We start from the raw sequence: 24476 nt of genomic DNA, 5'->3' as shown, positions 1-24476 counted from the left end.
CCGCAAGGCCGAGCGCTCCGACACGTGGAGACGCCCGCTCACCCGGATCATAGCTACGCGCTGATCCGACCTCTCCCCGCGCGTGGGGAGAGGTTCGCGCCGTGCCGTGTTCGGCCGCGCTGCTTCGCTCGTCCTCCGGCAGCAGCTCCCGCAGACCGACACCGAGGCGCGGCGTGGCGCGCATCAGTTTCTTGGTGTAGGGGTGCTGCGGATTGGAGAAGATGTCGGCCGCGGACGCGGTCTCGACCACGCGGCCCTTCTCCATCACCACCACGCGGTCGGAATAGGCAGCCGCCAGCCCGAGGTCGTGGGTGATCAGGATGGTCGACAGGCCGCGGCTCCGCGTCAGTTCGACGATCAGATCCATCACCGCCTTCTGGGTGGTGACGTCGAGGCCGGTGGTCGGCTCGTCGGCGATCAGGAGCTGCGGATTGCAGGCCAGCGCCAGCGCGATCACCACGCGCTGGCACATGCCGCCGGAGAGCTGGAACGGATAGGCGTGATAGCGCTCGCGCGGCCGCGCGATCTTCACCGCCTCCAGCGCGGCGATCGCCTTCTCGCCGCGATCGGCGGAGGTCGACTGCACGTGCTGGCGAAGCACGTCCTCGATCTGGTCGCCGACCTTGCGGATCGGGTTGAGCGCGGCGCGCGGGTTTTGGAAGATCATCGAGATCTCGCGGCCGCGCAGGTCGCGCATCTCCTTTTCGGTCGCGGCCTTGATATCCATGCCGCCGAACATCACCGAGCCTTCGGCGATCCGGCCGGCGCGGTCGAGAATCCGCATCACCGCATAGGACGTCACCGATTTGCCGGAGCCGCTTTCGCCGACGATCGCCAGCGTCTCGCCCTTGCCGACGCTGATATCGACATGCTGCACCGCCTTGACGATGCCGCGGCGGGTGGCGAACTCGACCGTGAGATCCCGGACTTCGAGGAGGGGCTGGGTGGTCATTCTCACGTCCTCCGCTGTGGGTCGAAGATGTCGCGAAGGCCGTCGCCGAGCAGGTTGAAGCAGAACACGGCGGTCATCAGCGCAAGGCCGGGGAACAGCGCGATCCACCATTCGCCCGAGACCATGAAGCTCGCGCCTTCCGCGACCATGATGCCCCATTCGGCGGTCGGCGGACGGACGCCGAGGCCGATGAACGACAGCCCGGCGGCGTTGAGGATGGCGTAGCCCATCGTCAGCGACATCTGCACGATCATGATCGGCATGATGTTCGGCAGGATGTGCACCAGCAGGATACGCATCTCGCTGTTGCCGGAGAGCCGCGCCGCCATCACGAAGCCGGCCTCGCGGCGGACATTGGCTTCGGCGCGGGCGACCCGGGCATACAGCGGGAAGTTCACGATCGCGGTGGCGATGATGATGTTCTGCACGGTGTTGCCGAGCGCGGCGACGATGCCCATCGCCAGCACGAACAGCGGAAACGCCATGATGGTGTCGGCGATGCGGCCGACAATGCGGTCGGTCCAGCCGCCGAAGTAACCGGCGGCGACGCCGGCCAGCCCGCCCATCAGGAAAACCAGCACCACCGAGGCGACCGCGATGAACAGGTCGAGTCGGGTCGCGACCACGACGCGGCTGAAGATGTCGCGGCCAAGCTGATCGGTGCCGAACCAGTTGGTCGCCGAGGGCGGCTTCAGCGCCTGGGCGGTGTTGCTGGCGAGCGGGTCATACGGCACGAGGTACGGTCCGAACAGCGCGGCGAGCACGATCACCACCAGCAGGCCGAATGCGAAGGCGGTGACCCGGTTGCCGCCGAGCACGTAGCGCGCGTGGGAGATCGTCTCGGCGAGGCCGGAGCGGCGCGCCGTTGGCGCGGGCGCCGACGGCTCGTTGAGCGGATGGGAGATGCTGGTCATGGTCATGCTCCTAGCCTTCCAGCCGCACGCGCGGGTCGATCACGCCGTAGAGGATGTCGATCGCCAGATTGAGCAGCACGTACATCACCGCCATGGTGAGCACGAAGCCCTGGACCGGCGCGAAGTCCGAGGCGATCAGCGCCTCGACCGCGTAGGATCCGATGCCCGGCCAGGCGAATACCTTCTCGACCAGCACGTTGGCGCCGAGCAGGAAGGAGAACACCATCGACAGCGTGGTGACCACCGGCAGCATCGCGTTGCGGAACGCGTAGGTCATCGTCACCTTGCGCGGCGACAGGCCGCTGGCGCGGGCGGTGCGGACGAAGTCCGATGCCAGGATCGCCAGCATCGAGGCGCGGGTCATGCGCGCGATCGGCGCCAGCGAGAAGATCGCCAATGTCGCCGCCGGCAGCAGCAACTGGCTGAGCGCGGAGCGGAAAGTCTCGAAATCGCGCGCGATCAGGCTGTCGATCAGATAAAAGCCGGTGACCGTCTCGGGCGCGCTGTAGAACACGTCGAGCCGCCCGAGCGGCGCCGGCGACCAGCCGAGCTTGAAGTAGAACACGTAGACCAGCAGCAGGCCGGTGAAGAACACCGGCAGCGACACGCCGGCGGTGGTCGTCACCCGGCACAGATGATCAATCCACGAGCCCGGCCGCGTCGCCGCCATGATGCCGAGCGGAATCGCGATCACCACCGACAGCGCCAGCCCGAACAGTGTCAGCTCGGCGGAAGCGGGGAGGCGGTTCTTGATCTCGGTGACGACCGGCTGTCCGGTCGTCAGCGATTCGCCGAGATTTCCGCGGGCCAGATCGGCGGTGTAGCGGACGAACTGCTCTGGCAGCGACTTGTCGAGTCCCAGCTTGTGGCGGATCTGCTCGATCGCCTCCTTGCTCGCCGCTGGTCCGGCGAAATACGCCGCCGGATCGCCGGGCAGCGCACGCGTCAGCAGAAAGGTGACGATCACCACCCCGATCAGACTCGGGATCGCGAACATCAGGCGTTTGCCGATCAGGGTTAGCATTGGATCATACCCTTAAGTCATGGCGTTAGAGAGCATTGCGTTGCCAAGCGCCGCGGCCTGCTCCCCTCCCCCTTGCGGGGAGGGGCGGGGGCGGGGTGCGCGAGCGCTGTGCCCGCGTCGCCCTCACCCCGGCCCTCTCCCGCAAGCGGGAGAGGGAGAAGAGCCTCAGCCCTTCACCATCGTTCGGTAGTCGAGCCGGCGGTGGAACCAGTAGGCGAAGCCGGAGACGTTCTTCTGCATCGCGACGTTGAGATAGGGCTGGTACAGCGGCAGGCGCGGGATGTCGGTGAAAGCGAGATCGACGAAGCCCTTGACGCTGGAATCGTAGGTCGGGAGATCGTTGGCCGCGGCGGCGACGCGGGCGGCTTCGATCAGCTTGTCCATCTCCGGCGAGTTGTAGTTCATGGTGTTGAAGATCGAATTGCCGGAGCGGTAGCACCAGTAGAAGAAGTACTCCGGGTAATCGAGCCAGCCCGAGAAGATGTTGACGTAGAGCGGCAGCACCTTCTTGTTCAGCTCGGTGCGCCAGTTGGCGCCCGGGATCTTGTTGATGGTGCAGCGGATGCCGATCTGCGCCAGGCTTTCCTGGATCAGGATGCACATCGGCTCGTTGACGCCGGCGAAGCCGAGGTCGAACGACAGCGTGGTGTCGAAGCCGTTCGCGTAGCCGGCCTCGGCCATCAGCGCCTTGGCCTTGGCGATGTCGGTGTTGAATTTGGTCGGCTGCGGCCACTTGACCTCGGTTTGCTTGTCCGCCGCCGCGCCGAACATCGGATTGGCGAGACCGAACATCACCGCGTCAATGATCTTCTGGTACGGCACGGCGTAAGCGACCGCCTCGCGCACCTTCGGATTGTTGAACGGCGGTTGCGAGACGTTCATGCCGAGATACTGGATGCCGTTGCTGATCGGCAGCGACACCACGTTGACCTTGCCGTCGCGCTTCATTTCGGCGAAGTCCTGGTTCGGCAGCTCATAGGAGATGTCGGCATCGCCGCGCTCCAGCAGAGCCCGTCGGTTGCCGGCCTGCGGCACCATCCGCCAGATCACGCGCTTGATTTTCGGCAGCGGGCCGCCGACCCACTTGTCGTTGCGCTCCATGATCACTTCGGTGCCGGCGGTCCACTTCACCACGCGGTACGCACCCGAGCCGGCGGTGTTCTGCTTGGTGTATTCGAGACCCCACGGGTCCTTCTCGGTGGCGTGCTTCTTCACCAGTTCAGAGTTGACGACGCACGGCACGATCACCGCGAGATCCGGGATCGTCAGCTTGTCCTTCTTCAGGAAGTCGACCCGCACGGTGTGGTCGTCGACGATGACGAACTGCTCGGGCTTGGTCAGCGAGCCTGCGCTCATCTGGAAGGTCGGGAAGCCGCCGACGCTGACCGAGCGATCGAGCGACCATTTGACGTCCTTGGCGGTGACCGGGGTGCCGTCCTGGAAGGTGGCGTTCTTCTTCAGCTTGAAGGTCACCGACATGTCGCCGACGTTCATGTCCTCGGCGAGTTCGCCCTTGAACTTGTCCTTATCGTAGTAGGGGACGCCGCCGGGGCCTTCCTTCATCTCGTGGGTAATCAGCCGGTCGTAGCAATTCCACGACACCTCGTAGCCGGGCACGTTGGTGCCGACGCCGTGGATGTCGAGATTGTTCGGACCGCTTTCGGAGACGACCAGCAGGGTCTCCGATCGGGCGTCGGCCTTGGCGGCAGACCAGATCACCGGTGCGGGCACCATCGCACCAGCGGCGAGGGCGGATGCAGACTTCAGGAAATCGCGACGCTTCATTTAGAGCTCCAGAGCACGAGGAGGGGGCTATGGAACTGCTTCGCAAGCATCGTGCCAGACGCGGTTATCTCGGCAAGTGTCTGATATTGCGTCGAAATGCGATCCGGGAGGCGGCGCTGGACCGGTCGCTGAGAGTAAATTGCATACAAAGAGCAAAAATTGCCTTCAAAATAGGCAGCATAAGTCGCGCGAGTGAGTAGGCTGCGGCGGCAGGTTGGACGTCGGGGCTCGCTAAGCCGGCTCCGGTCCCGCCATGCGGTCGAGCCAAAAATAAAGGCGGCGAGGATGCCCCCGCCGCCCGCTGGCTTGAACCGTCCGCCCGACGCGGTCAGTTCATCTTCACGGTCTCGTTGCGCGCCGGCGCGTAGATCACCGGATCGCTGACCGGCTTGGCTTCGATGGCGGTGGTCGCGCGCGGCAGCGGTCGATGGCTGCGATAGACTTCGAACGCGTACCATGCGGCCACCACGACGGCGATCAGCGCGACTTGGCTCGGCGGCAGGATCAGCGACAGCGCGATCAGCGCAGTGGCGACGGTGCCGGCCTTCACCACGCTCTCACCATCGTGGAACATGGCGTTGAAGCGTTCCCAGTTCTCGCCCTTCCAGAACGGAGCCGAGAAACGATCGAGCGCGAACCGCGTCCAGGCGCCGGCGAAGCCGAGCTTGCGTGCCCACATCAAATACAATGAGCCCGCGAAAGCGAGCAGCGATACCAGCGCGCCGACCGGACCGGCGGCGTACCCGATGACCACGACCAGCGCGGCCGTGAATGCAATGATCCAATATTGCATTGTTTGACCCTTCCGCCCGCTTCGCGGGCGCCTTTCAGATTTGATTCGATGGCGGCGATAGCCGGCGCATTATGTGCTGTTTTCCACAGCCGCGCCGCAAAAATCTGGCACCTTAGTTATTCATCCGATTAGCACTTTGGCGAAAGGTAGCGGGTGGTGGAGTGGGAGCCGAGCCGTTGCGCATCTGGTCATGAGGCGCGACAGCTCGCCGCACTCCGCAGGTCGAGTGTAACAGATGGAAGATCGTACCGCAGGCGTCGACTCAGCGGGCGAGCCGGCTTTCCGCCTCGGCGATTTTGGCGTTGCGAATGCGTTTGGCATCGCGACTCGCCATGAACGGCATCCCGAGTTTGCGCGCCTTGACCTGCACCGATGAGCGCGCGCGCTTCAATGCAGCGGCCGCACGCACCGCCGAGGCCCCGCTGGCGATCAGCTCCTTCAGCCGTTCGACCTGTTCGTCGTCCCACGGTCTGCAGGCGTTGCTCTTGGCGGGCGTCGGCATCGGCGGCTCCTTTCGTTGAGCCCGCATGCTGGCCAATCGTGCAGGCGGGCATTTGTCGGGTCGATTGCGGGTGAGCTGGCCAATGCGATCCGGGCGACCGATCGTCGCAACTCACGTTCGGCAATGCGGCGTGCGCGGCGGCGTCCTGCTTCGGCGGAGCCGGGCACAGCCATCCGCCTCCCAATCATCTGCGCGGGTGAAAGTTCCAAGGTGGATGTGCGGCTGCGGTCGCCGCACCACAGAGTACCTGTCTTGTCGCAAGCTTGTCATGGGCCGCCGATAGGTGAGGACGCGCCGCGTCGGCATGGCTGGCGGGCGCCCGCTGACATCGAAACGAGGAAGCTGATGAAACCGGTCCGTCTGGTCGCCGCGCTGCTGGCGCTGTCCGCATTCGCATCTCTGCAGCCGGCGAAGGCCGCGGATGTGATCTGCTACAACTGCCCGCCGCAATGGGCCGACTGGGCGACGATGCTCAAGCAGGTCAAGGCCGATCTCGGCTACGACATTCCGTTCGACAACAAGAACTCCGGTCAGGCGCTGTCGCAGCTCATCGCCGAGAAGAGCAACCCGGTTGCCGACATCGGCTATTTCGGCGTCAATTTCGGCATGAAGGCGAAGGCGCAGGGCGTCACCCAGCCGTACAAGCCGGCGAAGTGGGACGAGGTTCCGGCCGGCCTGAAGGATCCCGACGGCGAGTGGACCGCGATCCATTCCGGAACGCTCGGCCTGTTCGTCAACGTCGATGCGCTCGGCGGCAAGCCGGTTCCAGCGTGCTGGAAAGATCTCGAGAAGCCGGACTACAAGGGCATGGTCGGCTATCTCGATCCGCCGTCGGCGGCGGTCGGCTATGTCGGCGCGGTGGCGGTCAATCTCGCCCTCGGCGGCAGCGATCAGGATTTCTCGCCCGCGGTTTCGTTCTTCAAGAAGCTGCACGCCAACGACGCGATCGTGCCGAAGCAGACCTCCTACGCCCGCGTCGTGTCGGGCGAGATCCCGATCCTGTTCGACTACGACTTCAACGCGTATCGGGCCAAGTACACCGAGAAGGGCAACTTCGCCTTCGTAATCCCGTGCGAAGGCTCGGTCGTGTTCCCCTATGTGGTCGGCCTGACGAAGGGCGCTCCGAACGCCGACAAGGCCAAGAAGGTGATGGACTATCTGCTGTCCGACAAGGGGCAGGCGATCTGGACCAACGCGTACTTGCGCCCGGCGCGGCCGATCGCGTTGCCCGCTGAGGTCAAGGCCAAGTTCCTCCCGGACAGCGACTACGCTCGCGCCAAGAACGTCGATTGGGCCAAGATGGAAGCCGCCCAGAAGGCCTTCACCGATCGCTACCTGGCCGAAGTCCGCTGAGCCGGTCCATCGTCCCGGCCGGCGACGGCCGGGACAGCTCCAAATCATGAAGCACCGACGTTTCCTATTGATCTGCCTGGCGCCGCTGGTCGTTCTGACCGCGGCGTTCTTCCTGTTGCCGATGACGCGGCTGGTGGCGGTCGGGGCCGAAGGGCCGCACGGGGCGGCAGGCTACCTGGCAATCCTGCTGGAGCCGCGCTACCGCGCGACTCTGATCAACACCGTGCTGCTCGCCGCCGCGACCACGCTGGCGACGCTGGTGATCGCCACCGTCGCCGGGCTGTTCCTGCAGCGCCATCGCTTTGCCGGCCGCGCCGTGCTGATCGCGATGCTGACCTTCCCACTCGCGTTTCCCGGCGTGGTGATCGGCTTTCTGATCATCCTGCTCGCCGGACGCCAGGGCGTGATCGGCGATCTGACGCGGCTCGTCTCTGGAAGCAAGGTGGTGTTCGCCTATTCGATCTGGGGGCTGTTCCTGGGCTATCTGTATTTCTCGATCCCGCGGGTGATCCTCACCATCATGGCGGCGGTGCAGAAGCTCGATCCTGGGCTGGAAGAGGCCGCGCGTTCGCTCGGCGCCAGTCCCTGGGCTGTGCAGCGCGACGTGGTGCTGCCGGCGCTGGTGCCGGCGTTCGTGGCTTCCGGCGCGATCGCATTCGCGACCGCGATGGGGGCGTTCGGCACCGCCTTCACGCTCGCCACCAATATCGACGTGCTGCCGATGCTGATCTACACCGAGTTCACGCTGGCGGCGAACTTTGCCACCGCGGCGTCGCTGTCGGTCGGTCTCGGCCTGATTTCCTGGGCGATGCTGGCACTGGCGCGGTCGTTGACCGGCGGCACCGTGGCGGCGACGGGCTGATGTAATGCGTGATCGCCTGATTTTCGTCGGTCAATTGCTGTTCACTCTGCTGGTCGCCGCGTTCCTGGTGGTACCGGCGCTGCTGTCGATCGCCGCAGGCGTCACCGCGAATTACTTCCGCGGCATCTCCTCCGGCCTCACCCTGCAATGGGTGGTGCAGGTGTGGGCGCTGTATGCCGACAGTATCGTGCTGTCGTTCGTGATCGCGCTTGCCACGCTCGCCGTCACCCTCGCTGTCGGCGTTCCTGCCGCCTATGCGCTGCACATCCGCGGCGGCACCTGGTCGCGGCTGATCGAGGAGGTGATCACGTTGCCGCTGGCGATCCCGGGGCTCGCGATCGCACTGGCGCTGCTGCTGACTTATGGCGGCTTCGGCGAATTTCGTCGCTCCTGGCTGTTCATTCTGGTCGGCCATGTGGTGTTCACCATGCCGTTCATGGTGCGCTCGGTGATGGCGGTGTTCGCCACCATCGACATCCGCACCCTGGATGAAGGCGCGGCCTCGCTCGGCGCTTCGCCGGGCCGGCGGTTCGTCGATGTGATCGTGCCGAATGCGATGCCCGGCATTCTGGCCGGCGCCCTGATGGTGGTGACGCTGTCGCTCGGCGAGTTCAATCTCACCTGGATGCTGCACACGCCGCTGACCAAGACGCTGCCGGTCGGCCTAGCCGACAGCTACGCGTCGATGCGGCTGGAAGTCGCCTCGGCCTACACGCTGATCTTCTTCATCATGATCGTCCCGTTGCTGGTGGCGATGCAGTTGCTCGCGGAACGGGAGCCGAAGCGATGACGGCAAATGGCGGACACGGCGTGGCGGTCGAGGTCGCCGCTTGCGGCAAGACCTTTGCGGACGGCCCGCGCGCGCTCGAGCCGGCGAGCCTGAGCATCGCGCGCGGCGAGACGATGGTGCTGCTCGGCCCTTCCGGCTGCGGCAAGACCACAATGCTGCGGATTATCGCCGGACTGGAGAGCCCCGATGCCGGCGGACGGGTGCTGTTCGACGGCGTCGATGTAACCTCGGTGCCGATCGAGCGCCGCAACGTCGGCATGGTGTTCCAATCCTACGCGCTGTTTCCGAACATGACGGTGGCCGAGAACATCGGCTACGGCCTCAAGATCCGCGGCGTTGCCAGGGCCGAGCGCGCTGCCCGGATCGCCGAGCTGGTGGCGCTCACCAACATCGCCGGGCTGGAGCATCGGCGGATCGATCAGCTCTCCGGCGGTCAGCGCCAGCGCGTCGCGCTGGCCCGCGCGGTGGCGATTCGTCCCGCGGTGCTACTGCTCGACGAGCCGCTCACCGCACTCGACGCTGCCTTGCGCGACAAGCTGCGCGGTGAGCTCGACCGGCTGCTGCGCTCGCTCGGCATCACCACGATCTACGTGACGCATGACCAGGCCGAGGCGATGGCGCTCGGCGACCGCATCGTGGTGATGAGCAAGGGTGCGATCGCCCAGGTCGGCACCCCGCGCGAGATCTATTTTCGACCCGCCAGCCGGTTCGTCGCCGAGTTCGTCGGGGCAGCCAACATCATCGAGGCCGAGATTGCCGATGGGGCCCTGCGATTGCCGGGCGGACACTGGCGCATCGCCGACAGCGTCAGCCACAGCCGCGCGGTCGCGATGATCCGCCCGGAGACGATCCGGATCGCAGCACCCGAGGCCGCGACGCTGCAGGGCGTCGTCGACAGCGTCAGTTTCGTCGGCGACCGCCAGCGGATCGTTGTGTCCGGCGCGGCCGCACGACCACTGGCGATCGACGCGCCGAACGCGCTGCCGATCCGGGGCGGCGATCGCATCGGCCTCGTGGCTGATCCCGAAGCCATCCGGCTGCTGCCCGAACATCTGTGACGAACCAGAACGAGAGATCCGACCATGCCGCCGAAGCCGATTCTGATCGCCCAGATTTCCGACCTGCATATCAAGGCGCCCGGCGAACTCGCCTATGGCAAGGTCGACACCGCGGCCGCGCTGACTCGCTGCGTCGCAGCGCTGAACGCGCTCGCGCCGCGGCCCGACCTGGTGGTGATCTCCGGCGATCTGGTCGATACGCCGACCGAGCAGGAATACGCCCACCTGATGCGCCTGCTGGCGCCGCTGGAGATTCCCTTCGTCGCCGTTCCGGGCAATCACGATTCCCGCGAACTGATGCGCACCGCGTTCCCCCAGCCGGCGTTTCCGGGGGAGGGGCCGCTCAATCAGCTTCATCCAGTCGCCGGGCTCGACGTCGTGCTGCTGGATTCCAGTGTGCCTGGCCAGCCCCACGGCGAGCTCGATGCCGACACGCTGCAATGGCTGGAGGCCGTGTTATCGGCCTCGGACCAGCGGCCGGCGCTGCTGTTCCTGCATCATCCGCCATTCCGCACCGGAATCTGGCATATGGACCGGCAGAATCTCCGCAACTCTGCCGAGTTCGCCCTGCTGGTCGAACGGTACCCCTGGGTTCGCCTGGTCGCCTCGGGCCACGTGCACCGTGCCACCGCGACGGCGTTTGCCGGCACGGTGGCGACGATCTGTCCTGCGCCCAACCACGCGGTGGCGCTCGATCTCGGGGAACTGCTCGAACCATCGTTCCGGGTCGAGCCGCCGGCCTTTCACCTGCACGCCTGGTTCGAAGGCGGCGCGTTCGGGGAGGTCGTCACCCATCTGGTACCGGTCGGCTCGTTCGACGGTCCGCACCCGTTCTTCGGGCCCGACGGCCGGCTACTTTGATACCGATGGTCTCTGCTTTCAATCGTTCATGCCGACGCGTGTCGCCGGCATGAACGTCTTGACTGCCGCGCAAGGCCAATGCGGCGGATCGCCGGGACCAGGGCTCGGCCACGGCGCGTGGTTCACCCAGGATCCGCGGCGACCGGTATGAGCTCCAGTGGCGACTGGTCGCGTTAACGGCGCCGGTAAAATAGGAACGATTATACCCAGGGATTTCCCCCAGGGCCGGAACGATCGCGAGGCTGAGCCCTTGATGATCGATCGACATAGCTTGAGAGGATGACCGAAGTGAGCAGGAGACCGGTAGTTCTGGTGGTCGAAGACGAACCGCTCCTGCGCATGAATGCCGTCGATATGATCGAAGCCGAGGGTTTCGAGGTCTTGGAGGCGGGGTCGGCCGACGTCGCGATCGCGATTCTGGAAGATCGGGACGACGTTCGCCTGGTGTTTACGGACATCCAGATTCCAGGGTCGATGGACGGGCTGAAGCTCGCCCGCGCCGTCCGCGGTCGATGGCCGCCGATCAAGATCGTCGCCACCTCGGGCCGCGTGAACGTCACCCCGACGGAACTGCCGGACGGAGGGCGATTTGTACCAAAACCGTACACGTCGGCGCAGATCACCGCGCTGCTGAGAGAAATGCTGGTGTAACGGGGCCCGCGCGTACCCGTCGGTGCCATCGCGCACTTTCCAAAATTTAATCCATGTCGTTTCAGGATCAGGTCTTTTCGAGTTATCCTTCCGCCCCAGCTAGAGACTAAGAGCGTTTTTTGAGCGAACGGCGCTCCGCTTGAGTGACGAGAACAGGGCGAGCTCCAGGGAGGCCGGGCCGGGTTGGTGCAACGATGAAGCGACCACTGATCATATTTGTCCTGCTGAGCGCGGTGGCCGTTGCGGCGTATTTCTCGTTCAGCCACTGGGCGATCAAACATGAGACGCTGACCTTTTTCGACGAGACGCGCGGTCGGCCGGTCGCGATCCAGCTCGCGGTGCGCCGCGATGCCCAGATGAAGGCCGAAGCCGGCATGGTCGCGCTGCCGGTCGCGGTCGTCAGCCACGGCAACACCGTCAAGAACACCGAATACTCGTTCCTCGCCAATGTGCTCGCCGCCCGTGGCTATCTGGTCGCCAGCATCCAGCACGATCTGCCGGAGGACAAACCGCTGATGACCGTGGCCGGCTCGCTGTATGTCGGGCGCCTGGCGGTGTACGAGCGCGGCGAGCAGAACATCTTCTTCGCGCTCCGCGAATTGAAGAAGCTCGAGCCGTATGCGGACTACGAACATCTGACCCTGGTCGGGCATTCCAATGGTGGCGACATATCGATGTACTTCGCCCAGCAGCACCCCGAGCTGGTCCGGCGGGTGGTGACGCTGGACAATCTGCGGGTGCCGTTCGTCACCGCCGGCTTCGCCAAGATATTGTCGTTCCGGTCGAAGGATCCGCAGTTCAAGACCGATCCCGGGGTGCTGCCTGATCCGACCATCGCCAAGGAGGCCGGCATCGAGATCATCGACACCGGCGCGCAGCACACCGAGCTGAGCGACCGCGGGCCGGACAGTGTCAAGGCGCGGATTCAGGCGACGCTCGACCAGTTTCTGGCGGACGACGGAAACAGCAAACTGCGGTCTCTGGACGTCAAGAAGGACATCAAGCGGATGTACAACGATCCGCGTGCGATGGGACCGTAGGCCGGCCGGTGCTCGGGCGGGCTTCAGCCGAACGGCGACTCCAACTCGAAAGGGCCTCGTGCCGTGGATCACGGCCGAGACCCTTTTAAGAATTCAGTAAATCGAATTAGCGCCAGAACAGCGCCAGCAGAATGATGATCGGCAGCGGGATGCCGATCAGCCACATCAACGCGCCTTTTCCGAAAGTCATGTCTCGTCCTCCAGTCGTTCAACTGGGGCGATAACCGTGTTGCTGCCGAACGGTTCCGCGCCGCCGCCGGCTCGAGCAGCTCATCCTGATGCCGTCTTGACGGCCGACCCGCGCCGGGCGAGGGATCGGACCTGGTTCGAAGGCATGGAGTGCGAGATGGCTGCGAAGGTGAGTCCGCTGGCGGGCAAGACCGTCGATCCGAACAGTCTGGTCAACGTCCCGCGGCTGGTGACGGCGTATTTCGCCGGCAAGCCGGACCCCGCGGTCGCGACCGAGCGGGTGGCGTTCGGCACCTCCGGCCATCGCGGCTCGTCGCTCAACAACGCCTTCAACGAGGACCACATCGTCGCCGTCAGCCAGGCAGTGTGCGATCATCGCCGCGCCGCCGGCATCACCGGTCCGTTGTATATCGGCATCGACACCCACGCCCTCGCCGAGCCGGCGCTGGTCAGCGCGCTCGAAGTCTTCGCCGCCAACGAGATCGACGTGGTGATCGACGAGCGCGGCGGCTACACCCCGACCCCGGTTATCTCCCACGCCATCCTCGCCCACAATCGCGGCCGCACCGACGGGCTCGCCGACGGCGTGGTGGTGACGCCGTCGCACAATCCGCCCGAGGACGGCGGCTTCAAGTACAATCCGCCCAGCGGCGGCCCGGCCGACACCGACATCACCTCGGCGGTGGAGAAGGCCGCCAATGCGATGCTCGAAAACGGGCTGAAGGGCGTCAAGCGGATCTCCTACGATCGCGCCCGCAACGCGGCTTGCGTGCACCGCCGCGACTACATCACGCCCTATGTCGAAGATCTCGCCAATGTGGTCGACATGGAGGCGATCCGCAGCTCGGGCGTGAAGCTCGGCATCGATCCGCTCGGCGGCGCCGCGGTGCATTACTGGCAGCCGATCATCGAGCGCTACAAGCTCGACGCCAAGCTGGTCAGCGACACGGTCGATCCGACCTTCCGCTTCATGACCGTGGATTGGGACGGCAAGGTCCGGATGGACTGCTCGTCGCCTTACGCGATGGCCCGGCTGATCGGGATGCGCGATGATTTCGACGTCGCGTTCGCCAACGACACCGACGCCGACCGCCACGGCATTGTCACCCGCTCCTCGGGGCTGATGAATCCGAACCATTATCTGTCGGTCGCGATCGCCTATCTGTTCGCGCACCGGCCGCAGTGGAGCGGCGACGCCGCGATCGGCAAGACCGCGGTGTCGAGCGCGATGATCGATCGCGTCGCCGCTAAGATCGGCCGCAAGGTGGTCGAGACCCCGGTCGGCTTCAAATGGTTCGTCGACGGACTGATCGGCGGCAGCTTCGGCTTCGCCGGCGAAGAGAGTGCCGGCGCCTCGTTCCTGCGCCGCGACGGCAGCGTCTGGACCACCGACAAGGACGGCATCATCCTCGGCCTGCTCGCCGCCGAGATCACCGCGGTCAGCAAGGTCGATCCGGGCGAATTGTATCAGCGGCTCACCGCCGAGCTCGGCGCGCCGTTCTACGCGCGGATCGATGCGGCGGCGTCGCCGGCCCAGAAGGCGCTGTTCAAGACGCTGACGGCGGAGAAGCTGGGCATCAAGCAGCTCGCCGGCGAGCCCGTCACCGCGACGCTGACCAAGGCGCCGGGCAACGGCCAGGGCATCGGCGGCGTCAAGGTGACCACCGCCAACGGCTGGTTCGCGGCGCGTCCGTCCGGCACCGAGGACGTCTACAAGATCTACGCCGAGAGCTTCGTCAGCGCCGACCATCTCAGTCAGATCCAGCACGAAGCCCAGGCCGCCCTCAGCGCGATGTTCGCCGCAGGTTGACGCGCGACAACGTTGGAACCGGCAAGCCGGGCGATGTCTGGCGGATAAATTGTCTTCGCTTCACTCCGTCATTGCGAGCGAAGCGAAGCAATCCAGGTCTCCACGCACGACGCTGGATTGTTTCGTCGCTTCGCTCCTCGCAATGACGGACTGCGCCGCCAACGTGTGAGGTCGACCGTGTCCGGCTGGACTGAATTCGTCGCCGCCTTCGCCGTGTTTCTGCTCAGCCACGCGATTCCGGCGCGGCCGGCGGTGCGCGCGCGGCTGGTCGGCGCGCTCGGCGAGCGCGGCTTCCTGATCGTCTACAGCATCGAGTCGCTGGTCGTGCTGACCTGGCTGATCGTCGCCACCGGACGGGCGCCGTTCGTCGAGCTGTGGCCGTTCGAGACCTGGCAGATGTGGGCGCCGAACCTGGCGTTGCCGCTGGCCTGTCAATTGGCGGCGTTCGGCATCGGCGCCGCCAATCCGCTGTCGTTCGGCGGCGATCCGCGCAAATCCTTCGATCCGCAGCATCCGGGCGTGGTCGGTATCGTCCGGCATCCGCTGTTGTGGGCGATCGGACTTTGGGCCGGTGCGCATGCGGTGCCGAACGGCGACCTCGCCCACGTGCTGCTGTTCGGATTTTTCGCGATGATCGCGCTGGCCGGGATGCTGATCATCGACCGCCGCAAGCGCCGCCAGCTCGGCGCCGCACGCTGGGCCGAACTGGCGGCGCGGACCTCGTTCTGGCCGTTCGCGGCGCTGATCAGCGGGCGCTTCAAGCCGCAGCACTGGCGGATCAGCCTGTTGCGGTTCGGCATCGGTGTCGCGGCGTGGTTGTCGCTGCTGCTGCTGCACCCGCTGGTGATCGGCGTATCGCCGCTACCCTGACGAGTAGTTGCTCGGCGGCGCTTCCTCGCCACGACAGGGCAAGCGGTTCCCTGCAAATCGTTCGCGAGGTTGTGCTGGCACAACCAGCGCCGGACGTCGCTCTCCTACACAGGATGAGCCGGCAAATGTACCGCCGGTATCAGTTCCGGTGGACCGCGATGAGCAGCACGACGATCGAATCTTCCGCAGCCGACCCCGCCAAGCGCAAGCCGGTGCCGCGCTATCCGTTGCAGAGCCGCTGGACGATTCTCTCGGCCGGGTTCCGGCCGTTCTTTCTGCTCGGCGCGATCTTCGCCGCGGTCGCGGTGCTGCTGTGGTTGCCGGTGTATCACGGCGACCTGACGCTGCAGACCGCGTTCGCGCCGCGCGACTGGCACGTCCACGAGATGCTGTACGGCTATCTGCCGGCGGTGATCACCGGCTTCCTGCTCACCGCGATCCCGAACTGGACCGGGCGGCTGCCGCTGCAGGGCGCGCCGCTGGGGACGCTGGTTCTGGCCTGGCTGGCCGGGCGGTTGGCGGTGACGTTCTCGGCCGATACCGGCTGGCTCGCCGCGCTGCTGGTCGACGCGTTGTTTCTGCTGCTGGTGGCGCTTGCCGCGCTGCGCGAAATCATCGCCGGTCGCAATTGGCGCAACCTCAACGTCGTCGCGCTGCTGACGCTTCTCCTCGTCGGCAACGTCGCGTTCCATCTCGAAGCGCATCTCGGCGGCAGTGCCGACTACAGCATCCGGATCGGCATCGCGGTGGTGATCATGCTGATCTCGCTGATCGGTGGCCGCATCACCCCGAGCTTCACCCGCAACTGGCTGGTGCGTGCAAATCCCGGCCGGCTGCCGCAGCCGTTCAACAAGCTCGACATGGTGATCGTCGCGTTCGGCGGATTGGCGCTGGTGCTTTGGGTGGCGCTGCCGCTCAGCCCGATCAGCGGCTCGGCGCTGCTGATCGCCGGCGTGCTGCATCTCGTCCGGCTCGGTCGCTGGGCCGGCGACCGCACCGTCGGGGAGAAGCTGCTGCTGGTGCTGCATGTCGGCTATCTGTTCATCCCGCTCGGCTTCCTTTTGACGTCGGCCGCGGCGTTCGGGCTGATCCCGGTCAGCGCAGGCATTCATGCCTGGATGGTCGGCGGCGCCGGTGTGATGACGCTGGCGGTGATGACCCGCGCCTCGCTCGGCCACACCGGCCAGCAGCTCACCGCCTCGCTGCCGGCGCAGGGCATCTACCTTGCGGCGGTGTTCGCGGTCGCGGCGCGCATCGCCGCGGCGCTGCTGCCGGCCTGGAGCGATCCTCTGCTGCATCTGTCCGCGCTCGGCTGGGCGGTCGCCTTTCTCGGATTCGCGCTGAGCTACGGGCCGACACTGCTCGCCCGCGGCAAGCCGCACTGATCCGTCCGGACTTCTTCGTCACCTCCAACCAGGACATGGCCATGACCGAAGCCGTCACCACCGAACGCGTGCTCGACGTCCGCGAGATTCCGCCCTATCAGCGCCACGAGATCATCCCGCGATTGTTCGATCGTCTTGAGCCCGGGCAGTCGATGCAGATCGTGGTCGATCACGATCCGCGACCGCTGCGGCAGTTCTTCGCCTCGGTCCACGGCGAGGATTGCGAGTGGAGCTATCTGGAGCAGGGGCCCGACGTCTGGCGTGTGCGCCTCCGCCGAGCGGCCTGACGTTCAGTACGCGCCGAACTGCACGATCTCGTCGTCGGAATAGCCGGCCTGTTGCAGCACCGCCCTGGTGTGCTCGCCGAGCCGCGCCACCACCGGGTTCGGCGACGGATTGGCCGCCGACATCCGGAACGGTAGATTGAGCACCTTGAAGCTGCCGGCATCGTCGTAAACTTCGGCGAGTGCCTGGCGGTGCGCGGTCTGCGGATCGGCCATCGCCTCGGCAACGGTGCGATAGGCCGAACAGGGCACGCCGAACTTGTCGAGCGCGGCGAGACATCGCTGCGACGTCAGCGTACGGGACCAGCTCGTCTCGATGGTGTCCATCAGCTCGCCCCAGTTCAACCGCCGGTCCGCGTATTTCTCGAAACGCGGATCGGTGATCAGGTCGGGGCGCTCGGCGGCCAGCATGAAATTGGGGAACGACTTCTCGCTCGCCACCGCGATCATCACATAGCCGTCGGAGGTTTCCACCGGGCCGAACTGCGGCCGCGCCGGCAGCGTCACCGGAAACTGCGACCACTGCATCTCGTTCAGTGTCAGCGTCAGCATCGATTCCAGCATCGACACGTCGATGTGCTGGCCTTCGCCGCTTCGTGTGCGCTGATACAGCGCCGAGGTGATCGCCCCATAGGCATAGACCCCGCTGACCACGTCGGCCAGATAGATGCCGCAATAATCCGGGCGGTCGCGCCCGGGCTGATAGGCGAGGTGAGCCAGATCGAAGCCGGACGCGGCATGGATCGCCGGCGCGTAGGCGGGGAGTTCCGCCGAGGGTCCGGTCTGGCCGTAGCCGGATATCGAGCAGTAGATCAGTTCGGGATTGAAGCTGCGCAGCGACGCGTAGTCCATCTGCAGCCGCTGCATCACGCCGGGACGGAAGTTCTCGACCAGCACGTCGGCTGAAGCGACCAGCCGCTGCACCGCCTCGAGGCCGGCCGGCGATTTGAGATCGAGCACGATGCTCTTCTTGCCGACGTTGAGCTGGCCGAATGCGGTGCTGCAGGCGCCGCGCACCGGCGGCCGGTTGCGCATGGTGTCGCCGTCAGCGGCTTCGATCTTGATCACCTCGGCGCCCATGTCGGACAACATCCGGGTGCAGTGCGGGCCGGCGATGGTGGTGGAGAAGTCGAGCACCCGCAGCCCGGCGAGGGCCTTGGCGCCGGTGGCCGGAGTCCTGGTGGCTGGAGCGCTGGTGGCTGGAGCGGCGGTGGCCTGCGGCTTCTGCGTCCGCGTCTCGACGGTCATTCAGTCTCCCCCGATGCTTCCCGTTCTTGTTCGATGCAAAAGGCATCGCGACAGCGGGAACGCTGCTTGTTCGATCCGGCGCAGGCTAGCGGGTCGATCGAACCGGATCAACGGGGCGGGATCGGACGAAATCTACGGGTCGGACAGCCAGCCCATGCTGAGCGCGAAGCGCACCACCTCGACGCGATTGTGGAAGCCGAGCTTGGCCATGCCGCGCGCCTTGTAGGTCTCCACGCTCTTGGCGCCGATCTGCAGCTTGGCGGCGATGGTCTTGTTGCTGTGGCCGATCGCGGCCAGCCGCAGCACTTCAATCTCGCGGGTCGACAATTCCGATACCGCATTGTGCTCGTCGCCATTGTGCAGATGCGGTGTGGTGCGGCCGATCGCCCGGCCGGCGATCGCCGGATCGAGATAGATGCCGCCGCTGCCGACCGCATGGATGCCGCGGATCAGTTCGTCGGTGGCGGAGCGCTTCAGCACGTAGCCGGCGACGCCGAGATCGAGCAACTGCCGCAAGTAAGCGCCATCCTCGTGCACGGTCAGGACCAGTACCCGGCAATCCGGGCAGGCGGCCAGGAACTTGCGCGCCACCTCGATGCCGTTGAGGCCGGGCATCGACAGATCGAACACGGCGACATCGGGCTTGAGCTCCGTTGCGCGCCGCAGCGCATTGGGGCCATCGCTTGCTTCGCCGACCACTTCGAGGCCGGAATCGTCCGCGACCAGCGCCTTCATGCCGCTGAGCACCACCGGGTGATCGTCGGCGAGAAACACGCGCAATCGGGAAGGGGCTTGCTGGTCCATCACGGTTACTTCCATCGGTCACAGCGGAACACGGGCGTAGAGCGTAGTGCCCTTGCCCGGCGCGGTTTCGAACTCGAGCGAGCCGCCGACCAGCGACAGCCGCTCACGGATACCGAGCAGGCCGAGCCGGTCCGCCGGCTGCCTGAGACCGGCGGTGGCGAAGCCCCGGCCGTCGTCTTCGACGATCATCGTCACCTGGTCGTCGCTGAGCCGCAGCACCACGCCGACATGACGCGCCGCGGCGTGACGGACGACGTTGGTGAGCGCCTCCTGCAACACGCGATACAGCGTGGTTTCGACCATCGACGGCAGCCGGCGCGCGCCGAGCGTGATGTGCAGGTCGAAGGCGACATCGGACTTTTCGCTCCAGGATACGAGAAGGTTCTGGATCGCAGTCTGAAGGCCGAGATCGTCGAGCGCGCTCGGGCGGATCTCCCAGGCGAGCCGGCTGGTCTGGCGGCCGAGATCGGCGGTGAGGCTTCTCATCTCGGCGATGCGCTGCTGCAGTTCCGGCAGGTCGCCCGCGGCCTGGCCGAGCTTGTCGAAGCCGAGTTGCAGCAAGGTCAGCGATTGCCCGAGCGTGTCGTGCAGCTCGCGTGCGATCCGCAGCCGCTCGGCCTCCTGATCCTCGACGGTTCGGCGCAGCACCTGGGACAGGTCGGCCTCGACCAGGACGCGCCGCTCCTTTTCTTCCCGCAGTGTCTGCGCGACGTCCTTCGAGCGCATCAGGCCGATCTCGACCTGACGCATCAACTGCTCATGCAGAAGCTGAGCCGACCTGCGCTCGCGGGCGATGCCGTCGATCCGGCGCAGCACGACGTCGAGCAGGGATTCGCGCAGCCGGTGCGCCGCCTCGACGTCGGCCTCGCTCCAAGGATCGCTGTGCAGCCGCACCGAGTCCGGCCTCGCGGCGCCGCCCTTGGAGGCCGTGCGGCCGCCGTTGCTGTCGACGCCCACCGGCTTGTTCGGAATCCCGGCCCAGGTGATGCGGCGGACCACCTCGGGACGAAACCACAGCACGTAATCACGCGGCGTGTCCGACAGCGACAGCGCGATCAGCCCACAGGCTTGCGCGGCGATGGCTTTGGCCGGCGGATAGGCGAGCGGGAGCGCGTCGGTATGGTAGACGCCGTCGTGGGGCACGCCGTGCAGCCATCCCATCAGCGCGGCGACCTGGCCGGCGTCCGGTGTGACGCCGACCCCGGTGAACTGGCCGTCGATCCACAGCCCGACGCCGGCGGCCGGGATGAAATCGAGCAAATTGGGATAGAACCGGATCAGTCCCTCGGCGAGGTCGGACTCCTGGCTCATCCGCGTCACCAGCTCCTCGTGGACGCGGCCGCTGCGCAGCCGCGCGGCGAGCCGCTCCGCCGAGAGCCGAGTCTCGAGCTGCGACGAGGCCATCTCGGCGAACAGCGTGCAGGCCTCGCGCATCCGGTAAGGCAGGAATCGCGGGGTCCGGTGATGGCAGACCATCAGCCCCCACGGCTCGCCGTCCACCACCAGCGACAGCGACAGCGAGGCTGCGACCCCGAGCTGGGCCAGATACAGCCGGTGTTCGGGCGAGGCGCTTCGGATCGCACTGTGCGACAGATCGAGCGCGGCGCCGCTCCCCGGATTGATCCCCGGCAGCACCGGCGCTGCGATTGCCTGGGCATCGGGCTGGACGCGAATTCGGCTGAACGGCTCCGACTGCTTCGGAATGTCTGGCTGCGGATCGCGCAGCCCGAGCAGGGAGCCGACGTCAGGCGCCCGCGCCTCGGCGATCACGTCTCCGCTGCCGTCTGCCGCGAAGCGGTACACCATCACCCGATCGAAGCCGGTCACCCTGTGCAGCTCGGCCACCATCGCGTCGCAGAATTGCCCGACCGTGGAGGTTCGCTGAAGCTTCCGGATCATCGACGGCACCAGCGCCAGCGAATTGTCCGGTGCCGGCTCGCGGCGCGGATCGAGTTCGACCACCAGAAGCCCGGACGCTTGATGCACGATTGCGTCGGTCGGCGTGGCGTCCGGGGCGTTGAGGGTGAAGGCGTGCAGCGGTCGTTCGATCAGCCGTTCGGACAGCGCCAATGCGCGCAGCCGGGCGATCTGATCGGACGAGAACACAGTGGCGGCCGCGGTGCCGGGCAACAGTTCCGCCGCGGCGCCGACCAGCGACTCGGTGGCGCCGCCGGCATGGACGATGACGAGATCGTCCTGGGCGAGTGCCAGCAAGGCGGCGTGCGGGTGGATCGAAGCCGCCGATACGCCCAGGGCACGCCTGCCGGCACCGAGACGGGTAGCCGCACAGTCCGCGAGATCAAGTTCGGCAGAATTGTCAAGGCCGGACTGCATCACAATCTACTCAATTTTCCGTGTCCGGGACTCGTCGGACCGGTTTGAGGATGTCCGGTATGACACGGACAGTGGTCAGTGTCATGTTAAATTGACAAAGATGTGTGTCAGGATACTCTTACAATCACTCGGATGTGATCAGAGCGTGATCTCTGGCTAGCCGGGGACTGGAAGCATCCGCATCTGTCCGCTCGGCGGCTGGGTGTCGGGGCGAACAGGAAATGCTGAGACCAAGCGAACGAATGTTCGGCGTAGCAGCGAAAGACCTACGTGCAGGTTCAGCACGACACTGATCGTAAGTCTCTCAGGAGGATTTACTATGGCAGACGATCCCAACAAGGTCTGGCCGACCGGTCTGACGATCGCGGAATCGGAAGAGCTCCACAAGCATGTGATCGACGGCACGCGCATCTTCGGCGCGATCGCCATCGTCGCTCACTTCCTGGCGTACGTCTATACGCCCTGGCTGCACTAAGGAGTCACTAAGATGAATCAAGGTCGTATTTGGACTGTTGTGAAGCCGACCGTTGGTCTGCCGCTGCTGCTCGGCAGCGTCACCGTGATCGCGATCCTGGTGCACCTCGCTCTCCTGAGCAACACCACCTGGTTCCCGAAGTACTGGAACGGCAAGACCGCGGCGATCGAGAGCTCGGTCTCCATCGGCTGATTCAGCTTCGTTCGAAGCTGTCGTGGCTGGACCGGGATCCATGGGTCCCGGTCGCTTGCTTTGTGACCGGCGTGCGGGCGGACATTTGATCTGCCGCAGTTCATGTTCGGTCGCAAAGTGGTGCTGTTCGTTCGGACACTGGCGGTCGTGACCGCCGGGCTCACGCAAGCTGGAATTGCTGCACGATGAACACAGTCAGCCAAAAGATGATGAAAGTCTGGGCCTCGCTCGGGCCCCGCTTTTTGCCCTTCGCGGATGCGGCCACGCCGGATCTGCCGTTGTCCCGGTTGCTGCGCCTGTCGTTGTTTCAGGTCGCGGTCGGTATGTCGCTGGTGCTGCTGGTCGGTACCCTGAACCGGGTGATGATCGTCGAACTCAATGTGCCGGCGTCGATCGTCGGTATCATGGTTTCGCTGCCCCTGCTTTTCGCGCCGTTCCGTGCGCTGATCGGCTTCAAGTCCGACATTCATAAATCCGCGCTGGGCTGGCGCCGCGTGCCGTTCCTGTACAAAGGCACCATGGTGCAATTCGGCGGTCTGGCGATCCTGCCGTTCGCACTCCTGGTGCTGTCCGGTGGCGGTGATTCCGGTCAGGCACCGGTCTGGGTCGGACAGGTTGCTGCCGCCGCGGCGTTTCTGCTGATCGGCGCCGGCGTGCACACCACGCAGACCGTCGGTCTCGCGCTCGCGACCGATCTGGCGCCGCCGGAGTCGCGGCCGAAGGTCGTCGGCCTGATGTACACCATGCTGATGTTCGGCATGATCGCCAGCGCGATCATCTTCGGCATCCTGCTCGCCGACTTCTCCCCCGGGCGCCTGATTCAGGTCATCCAGGGCTCCGCGGTCGTCACCATCATCCTCAACGGTATCGCCTCCTGGAAGATGGAGGCGCGTCGTCGCGACAATCCTCATCAGGCCACGGCGCACCCCGATGCGCCGACCGGCGGCTTTCGCCAGTCGTGGGACGCATTCATCCATGGTCCGAATGCGGTCCGCCGGCTGATCGCGGTCGGGCTCGGCACCATGGCGTTCAGCATGGAAGACGTGCTGCTCGAACCTTACGGTGGCGAGATTCTGAAGCTCAGCGTCGGCGACACCACCAAGCTGACGGCAGCATTGGCGGTCGGCGGCCTGCTCGGCTTTGGCTACGCCTCGCGCGTGCTGAGCCGCGGCGCAGATCCGTTCCGGATGGCTAGCTTCGGCACGCTGGTCGGAATTCCCGCTTTCCTCGCAGTGATCTTCTCCGCTGACCTGTCCTCGACGACGGCCTCGGCGGTGGTGTTCGGCTTCGGCACGCTGATGATCGGCTTCGGTGCCGGCCTGTTCGGCCACGGCACGCTGACGGCGACGATGAATGCGGCGCCGAAGGATCAGGTCGGCCTCGCGCTCGGCGCCTGGGGGGCCGTGCAGGCATCGGCCGCCGGTGTCGCGATCGCGTTGGGTGGTATTTTGCGCGACGTGGTAACCGCTTATGCGCCGCACGGTTGGGACGGGGCCACGGCGGGTTATCACTTTGTCTATTACCTCGAACTAGTGTTGCTCATTGCCACGCTGGTGACGATGTTCCCTCTGACACGGCGGCGGCGGGAGACGATTCTGATGCAGGGCCAGTTGAGCGGGTCCTGAGATTGAGACGGAGTAGCCATGACGCAAATCATCACCCGCTTGTATGATTCCAGCAGCCGGCTTTCGGCGCTGGAGAGCGATCTGAAGAGCAGCCATTTCACCTATGCGGTGGTCACGTCCGGCCGCTCCTCCGCCGACGAGATCGTCGCCGCCCTGGTCAAGGCCGGCGTGTCGCGCGCATCGGCGGTGACCTACGCCGATTTCGTCAGGAAGGGTGGGGTCGTCGTTGCCGCGGAAGCCGACTTCGGCTTCGGTACGAAACTGACCAGAATTCTCGACAGCTATGGGCCGAACCCGATCAGCCTGCAGTCGTCGTCGCGCGCTGCCGAACAGAGCGATGCCGCGCCGTTCTCGAACATGATCCACGCGCCGGTGCTGCTCGACACGTCCGGCCCGTACAAATCCTATTCCGGTGACTTGCTGCTGGTCGACAGCGACAAGACCTTCTCTGGTACGCCGCTGGTTATCAGCAGCGATGGCCCGTATCAGTCGTTCTCCGGAACACCGTTGTTGCTCGACAGCAGCGGCCCATACAAGTCCTTCTCAGGGACTCCTCTGTTGGTGGACACCAGTGGTCCGTACAAGTCGTACTCGGGCGAGCCGCTGTTGATCAACAACTCCACACCCTTCTCCTCCTGGCTGGGCCTGCCAGTGCTACTCTAAGTAAAGGAATCG

General features: G+C 65.6%; 24 protein-coding genes. 15 read left to right on the top strand and 9 right to left on the bottom strand.

Annotated elements, in window-relative coordinates; all coding sequences use genetic code 11:
* The 6 genes from DU475_RS10145 to DU475_RS10120 all read right to left on the bottom strand — a co-directional run.
* The coding region (locus tag DU475_RS10145) for an ABC transporter ATP-binding protein (RefSeq protein ID WP_246700296.1) at positions 1–952 on the bottom strand (952 nt) is incomplete at its 3' end.
* A gap of 2 nt (positions 953–954) precedes the next feature.
* Positions 955–1866 carry an ABC transporter permease gene (locus tag DU475_RS10140; RefSeq protein WP_013503714.1) on the bottom strand — a complete coding sequence of 304 codons (912 nt, stop codon included), beginning with the start codon at positions 1864–1866 and terminating at the stop codon, positions 955–957.
* Between the two features lie 10 nt (positions 1867–1876).
* Complete coding sequence (locus tag DU475_RS10135) at positions 1877–2890, bottom strand: ABC transporter permease (protein WP_114358010.1); 1014 nt, start codon at positions 2888–2890, stop codon at positions 1877–1879.
* Between the two features lie 165 nt (positions 2891–3055).
* Positions 3056–4675 (bottom strand): ABC transporter substrate-binding protein, encoded by a 1620-nt coding sequence (locus tag DU475_RS10130; protein ID WP_164632041.1) that lies wholly within the window; start codon positions 4673–4675, stop codon positions 3056–3058.
* Positions 4676–5003: 328 nt separating this feature from the next.
* Positions 5004–5468, bottom strand: a complete 465-nt coding sequence (locus tag DU475_RS10125) for a hypothetical protein (RefSeq protein ID WP_013503710.1) — start codon at positions 5466–5468, stop codon at positions 5004–5006.
* A gap of 262 nt (positions 5469–5730) precedes the next feature.
* Positions 5731–5970 carry a hypothetical protein gene (locus DU475_RS10120; RefSeq protein WP_013503709.1) on the bottom strand — a complete coding sequence of 80 codons (240 nt, stop codon included), beginning with the start codon at positions 5968–5970 and terminating at the stop codon, positions 5731–5733.
* Positions 5971–6315: 345 nt separating this feature from the next.
* On the opposite strand from DU475_RS10120, the gene DU475_RS10115 reads away from it, so the two are divergent.
* From DU475_RS10115 to DU475_RS10065, 11 genes are all read left to right on the top strand, one after another.
* Complete coding sequence (locus DU475_RS10115) at positions 6316–7323, top strand: ABC transporter substrate-binding protein (protein WP_164632039.1); 1008 nt, start codon at positions 6316–6318, stop codon at positions 7321–7323.
* Positions 7324–7369: 46 nt separating this feature from the next.
* Positions 7370–8185: an ABC transporter permease gene (locus DU475_RS10110; RefSeq protein WP_013503707.1), complete on the top strand. Its 816-nt coding sequence runs from the start codon at positions 7370–7372 to the stop codon at positions 8183–8185.
* Between the two features lie 4 nt (positions 8186–8189).
* The gene (locus DU475_RS10105) at positions 8190–8975 is read left to right on the top strand and encodes an ABC transporter permease (protein WP_047308098.1); all 786 of its coding nucleotides are present in this window, start codon (positions 8190–8192) and stop codon (positions 8973–8975) included.
* The gene (locus DU475_RS10100; RefSeq protein WP_142882133.1) at positions 8972–10033 is read left to right on the top strand and encodes an ABC transporter ATP-binding protein; all 1062 of its coding nucleotides are present in this window, start codon (positions 8972–8974) and stop codon (positions 10031–10033) included. Before DU475_RS10105 ends, DU475_RS10100 begins: the two co-directional genes overlap by 4 nt.
* Positions 10034–10057: 24 nt before the next feature.
* Positions 10058–10894: a phosphodiesterase gene (locus tag DU475_RS10095; RefSeq protein ID WP_013503704.1), complete on the top strand. Its 837-nt coding sequence runs from the start codon at positions 10058–10060 to the stop codon at positions 10892–10894.
* 279 nt (positions 10895–11173) lie between these two features.
* Positions 11174–11545 (top strand): response regulator, encoded by a 372-nt coding sequence (locus tag DU475_RS10090; RefSeq protein WP_185966180.1) that lies wholly within the window; start codon positions 11174–11176, stop codon positions 11543–11545.
* 194 nt (positions 11546–11739) lie between these two features.
* The gene (locus DU475_RS10085) at positions 11740–12585 is read left to right on the top strand and encodes an alpha/beta fold hydrolase (protein WP_047308095.1); all 846 of its coding nucleotides are present in this window, start codon (positions 11740–11742) and stop codon (positions 12583–12585) included.
* A 346-nt stretch (positions 12586–12931) separates the two neighbouring features.
* On the top strand, positions 12932–14584 hold the full coding sequence (gene pgm / locus DU475_RS10080; RefSeq protein WP_164632037.1) for a phosphoglucomutase (alpha-D-glucose-1,6-bisphosphate-dependent): 1653 nt from the start codon (positions 12932–12934) through the stop codon (positions 14582–14584).
* A gap of 177 nt (positions 14585–14761) precedes the next feature.
* Positions 14762–15454, top strand: a complete 693-nt coding sequence (locus tag DU475_RS10075; protein ID WP_164632035.1) for an NnrU family protein — start codon at positions 14762–14764, stop codon at positions 15452–15454.
* Positions 15455–15612: 158 nt separating this feature from the next.
* The gene (locus tag DU475_RS10070) at positions 15613–16839 is read left to right on the top strand and encodes an NnrS family protein (protein ID WP_164632033.1); all 1227 of its coding nucleotides are present in this window, start codon (positions 15613–15615) and stop codon (positions 16837–16839) included.
* A gap of 41 nt (positions 16840–16880) precedes the next feature.
* A complete protein-coding gene (locus DU475_RS10065) occupies positions 16881–17126 on the top strand; it encodes a DUF2249 domain-containing protein (RefSeq protein ID WP_013503698.1) in 246 nt (81 codons plus the stop codon).
* A 3-nt stretch (positions 17127–17129) separates the two neighbouring features.
* On the opposite strand, the gene DU475_RS10060 is transcribed toward DU475_RS10065, so the two are convergent.
* The 3 genes from DU475_RS10060 to DU475_RS10050 form a co-directional block, all read right to left on the bottom strand.
* Positions 17130–18371 carry a CaiB/BaiF CoA transferase family protein gene (locus DU475_RS10060; RefSeq protein WP_164632031.1) on the bottom strand — a complete coding sequence of 414 codons (1242 nt, stop codon included), beginning with the start codon at positions 18369–18371 and terminating at the stop codon, positions 17130–17132.
* A 132-nt stretch (positions 18372–18503) separates the two neighbouring features.
* Positions 18504–19175: a response regulator transcription factor gene (locus DU475_RS10055; RefSeq protein ID WP_164632030.1), complete on the bottom strand. Its 672-nt coding sequence runs from the start codon at positions 19173–19175 to the stop codon at positions 18504–18506.
* An 18-nt stretch (positions 19176–19193) separates the two neighbouring features.
* Entirely contained in the window at positions 19194–21509 is a 2316-nt protein-coding gene (locus DU475_RS10050; protein WP_164632029.1) for a GAF domain-containing protein, read from the bottom strand.
* 319 nt (positions 21510–21828) lie between these two features.
* On the opposite strand from DU475_RS10050, the gene pufB reads away from it, so the two are divergent.
* The 4 genes from pufB to DU475_RS10030 all read left to right on the top strand — a co-directional run bounded on the left by pufB (position 21829) and on the right by DU475_RS10030 (position 24464).
* Positions 21829–21984: a light-harvesting antenna LH1, beta subunit gene (gene pufB / locus DU475_RS10045; protein ID WP_013503694.1), complete on the top strand. Its 156-nt coding sequence runs from the start codon at positions 21829–21831 to the stop codon at positions 21982–21984.
* Positions 21985–21996: 12 nt separating this feature from the next.
* A complete protein-coding gene (locus tag DU475_RS10040) occupies positions 21997–22176 on the top strand; it encodes a light-harvesting protein (protein WP_142882139.1) in 180 nt (59 codons plus the stop codon).
* A 185-nt stretch (positions 22177–22361) separates the two neighbouring features.
* On the top strand, positions 22362–23801 hold the full coding sequence (locus DU475_RS10035; protein ID WP_013503692.1) for a PucC family protein: 1440 nt from the start codon (positions 22362–22364) through the stop codon (positions 23799–23801).
* A gap of 18 nt (positions 23802–23819) precedes the next feature.
* Positions 23820–24464, top strand: a complete 645-nt coding sequence (locus DU475_RS10030; RefSeq protein ID WP_142882140.1) for a hypothetical protein — start codon at positions 23820–23822, stop codon at positions 24462–24464.
* Positions 24465–24476 lie beyond the last annotated feature (12 nt).

This window comes from Rhodopseudomonas sp. WA056, from assembly GCF_010906995.1.
Lineage (GTDB): Bacteria > Pseudomonadota > Alphaproteobacteria > Rhizobiales > Xanthobacteraceae > Rhodopseudomonas > Rhodopseudomonas palustris_G.
Note: the sequence above shows the minus strand (reverse complement) of the source record. Positions and strands in the feature narration are given on the sequence as shown.

Excerpts from the sequence above, each read along its gene's own strand:
- DU475_RS10135 (WP_114358010.1), bottom strand. The coding sequence starts at position 2,890 with ATGCTAACCCTGATCGGCAAACGCCTGATGTTCGCGATCCCGAGTCTG.
- DU475_RS10095 (WP_013503704.1), top strand. The coding sequence starts at position 10,058 with ATGCCGCCGAAGCCGATTCTGATCGCCCAGATTTCCGACCTGCATATC.
- DU475_RS10090 (WP_185966180.1), top strand. The coding sequence starts at position 11,174 with ATGACCGAAGTGAGCAGGAGACCGGTAGTTCTGGTGGTCGAAGACGAA.
- DU475_RS10040 (WP_142882139.1), top strand. The coding sequence starts at position 21,997 with ATGAATCAAGGTCGTATTTGGACTGTTGTGAAGCCGACCGTTGGTCTG.
- DU475_RS10030 (WP_142882140.1), top strand. The coding sequence starts at position 23,820 with ATGACGCAAATCATCACCCGCTTGTATGATTCCAGCAGCCGGCTTTCG.
- DU475_RS10130 (WP_164632041.1), bottom strand. The coding sequence starts at position 4,675 with ATGAAGCGTCGCGATTTCCTGAAGTCTGCATCCGCCCTCGCCGCTGGT.
- DU475_RS10065 (WP_013503698.1), top strand. The coding sequence starts at position 16,881 with ATGACCGAAGCCGTCACCACCGAACGCGTGCTCGACGTCCGCGAGATT.
- DU475_RS10070 (WP_164632033.1), top strand. The coding sequence starts at position 15,613 with ATGAGCAGCACGACGATCGAATCTTCCGCAGCCGACCCCGCCAAGCGC.
- DU475_RS10110 (WP_013503707.1), top strand. The coding sequence starts at position 7,370 with ATGAAGCACCGACGTTTCCTATTGATCTGCCTGGCGCCGCTGGTCGTT.
- DU475_RS10055 (WP_164632030.1), bottom strand. The coding sequence starts at position 19,175 with ATGGACCAGCAAGCCCCTTCCCGATTGCGCGTGTTTCTCGCCGACGAT.
- DU475_RS10100 (WP_142882133.1), top strand. The coding sequence starts at position 8,972 with ATGACGGCAAATGGCGGACACGGCGTGGCGGTCGAGGTCGCCGCTTGC.
- DU475_RS10050 (WP_164632029.1), bottom strand. The coding sequence starts at position 21,509 with ATGCAGTCCGGCCTTGACAATTCTGCCGAACTTGATCTCGCGGACTGT.
- DU475_RS10140 (WP_013503714.1), bottom strand. The coding sequence starts at position 1,866 with ATGACCAGCATCTCCCATCCGCTCAACGAGCCGTCGGCGCCCGCGCCA.
- pgm (WP_164632037.1), top strand. The coding sequence starts at position 12,932 with ATGGCTGCGAAGGTGAGTCCGCTGGCGGGCAAGACCGTCGATCCGAAC.
- DU475_RS10115 (WP_164632039.1), top strand. The coding sequence starts at position 6,316 with ATGAAACCGGTCCGTCTGGTCGCCGCGCTGCTGGCGCTGTCCGCATTC.
- DU475_RS10125 (WP_013503710.1), bottom strand. The coding sequence starts at position 5,468 with ATGCAATATTGGATCATTGCATTCACGGCCGCGCTGGTCGTGGTCATC.
- DU475_RS10105 (WP_047308098.1), top strand. The coding sequence starts at position 8,190 with ATGCGTGATCGCCTGATTTTCGTCGGTCAATTGCTGTTCACTCTGCTG.
- pufB (WP_013503694.1), top strand. The coding sequence starts at position 21,829 with ATGGCAGACGATCCCAACAAGGTCTGGCCGACCGGTCTGACGATCGCG.
- DU475_RS10120 (WP_013503709.1), bottom strand. The coding sequence starts at position 5,970 with ATGCCGACGCCCGCCAAGAGCAACGCCTGCAGACCGTGGGACGACGAA.
- DU475_RS10035 (WP_013503692.1), top strand. The coding sequence starts at position 22,362 with ATGAACACAGTCAGCCAAAAGATGATGAAAGTCTGGGCCTCGCTCGGG.
- DU475_RS10085 (WP_047308095.1), top strand. The coding sequence starts at position 11,740 with ATGAAGCGACCACTGATCATATTTGTCCTGCTGAGCGCGGTGGCCGTT.
- DU475_RS10060 (WP_164632031.1), bottom strand. The coding sequence starts at position 18,371 with ATGACCGTCGAGACGCGGACGCAGAAGCCGCAGGCCACCGCCGCTCCA.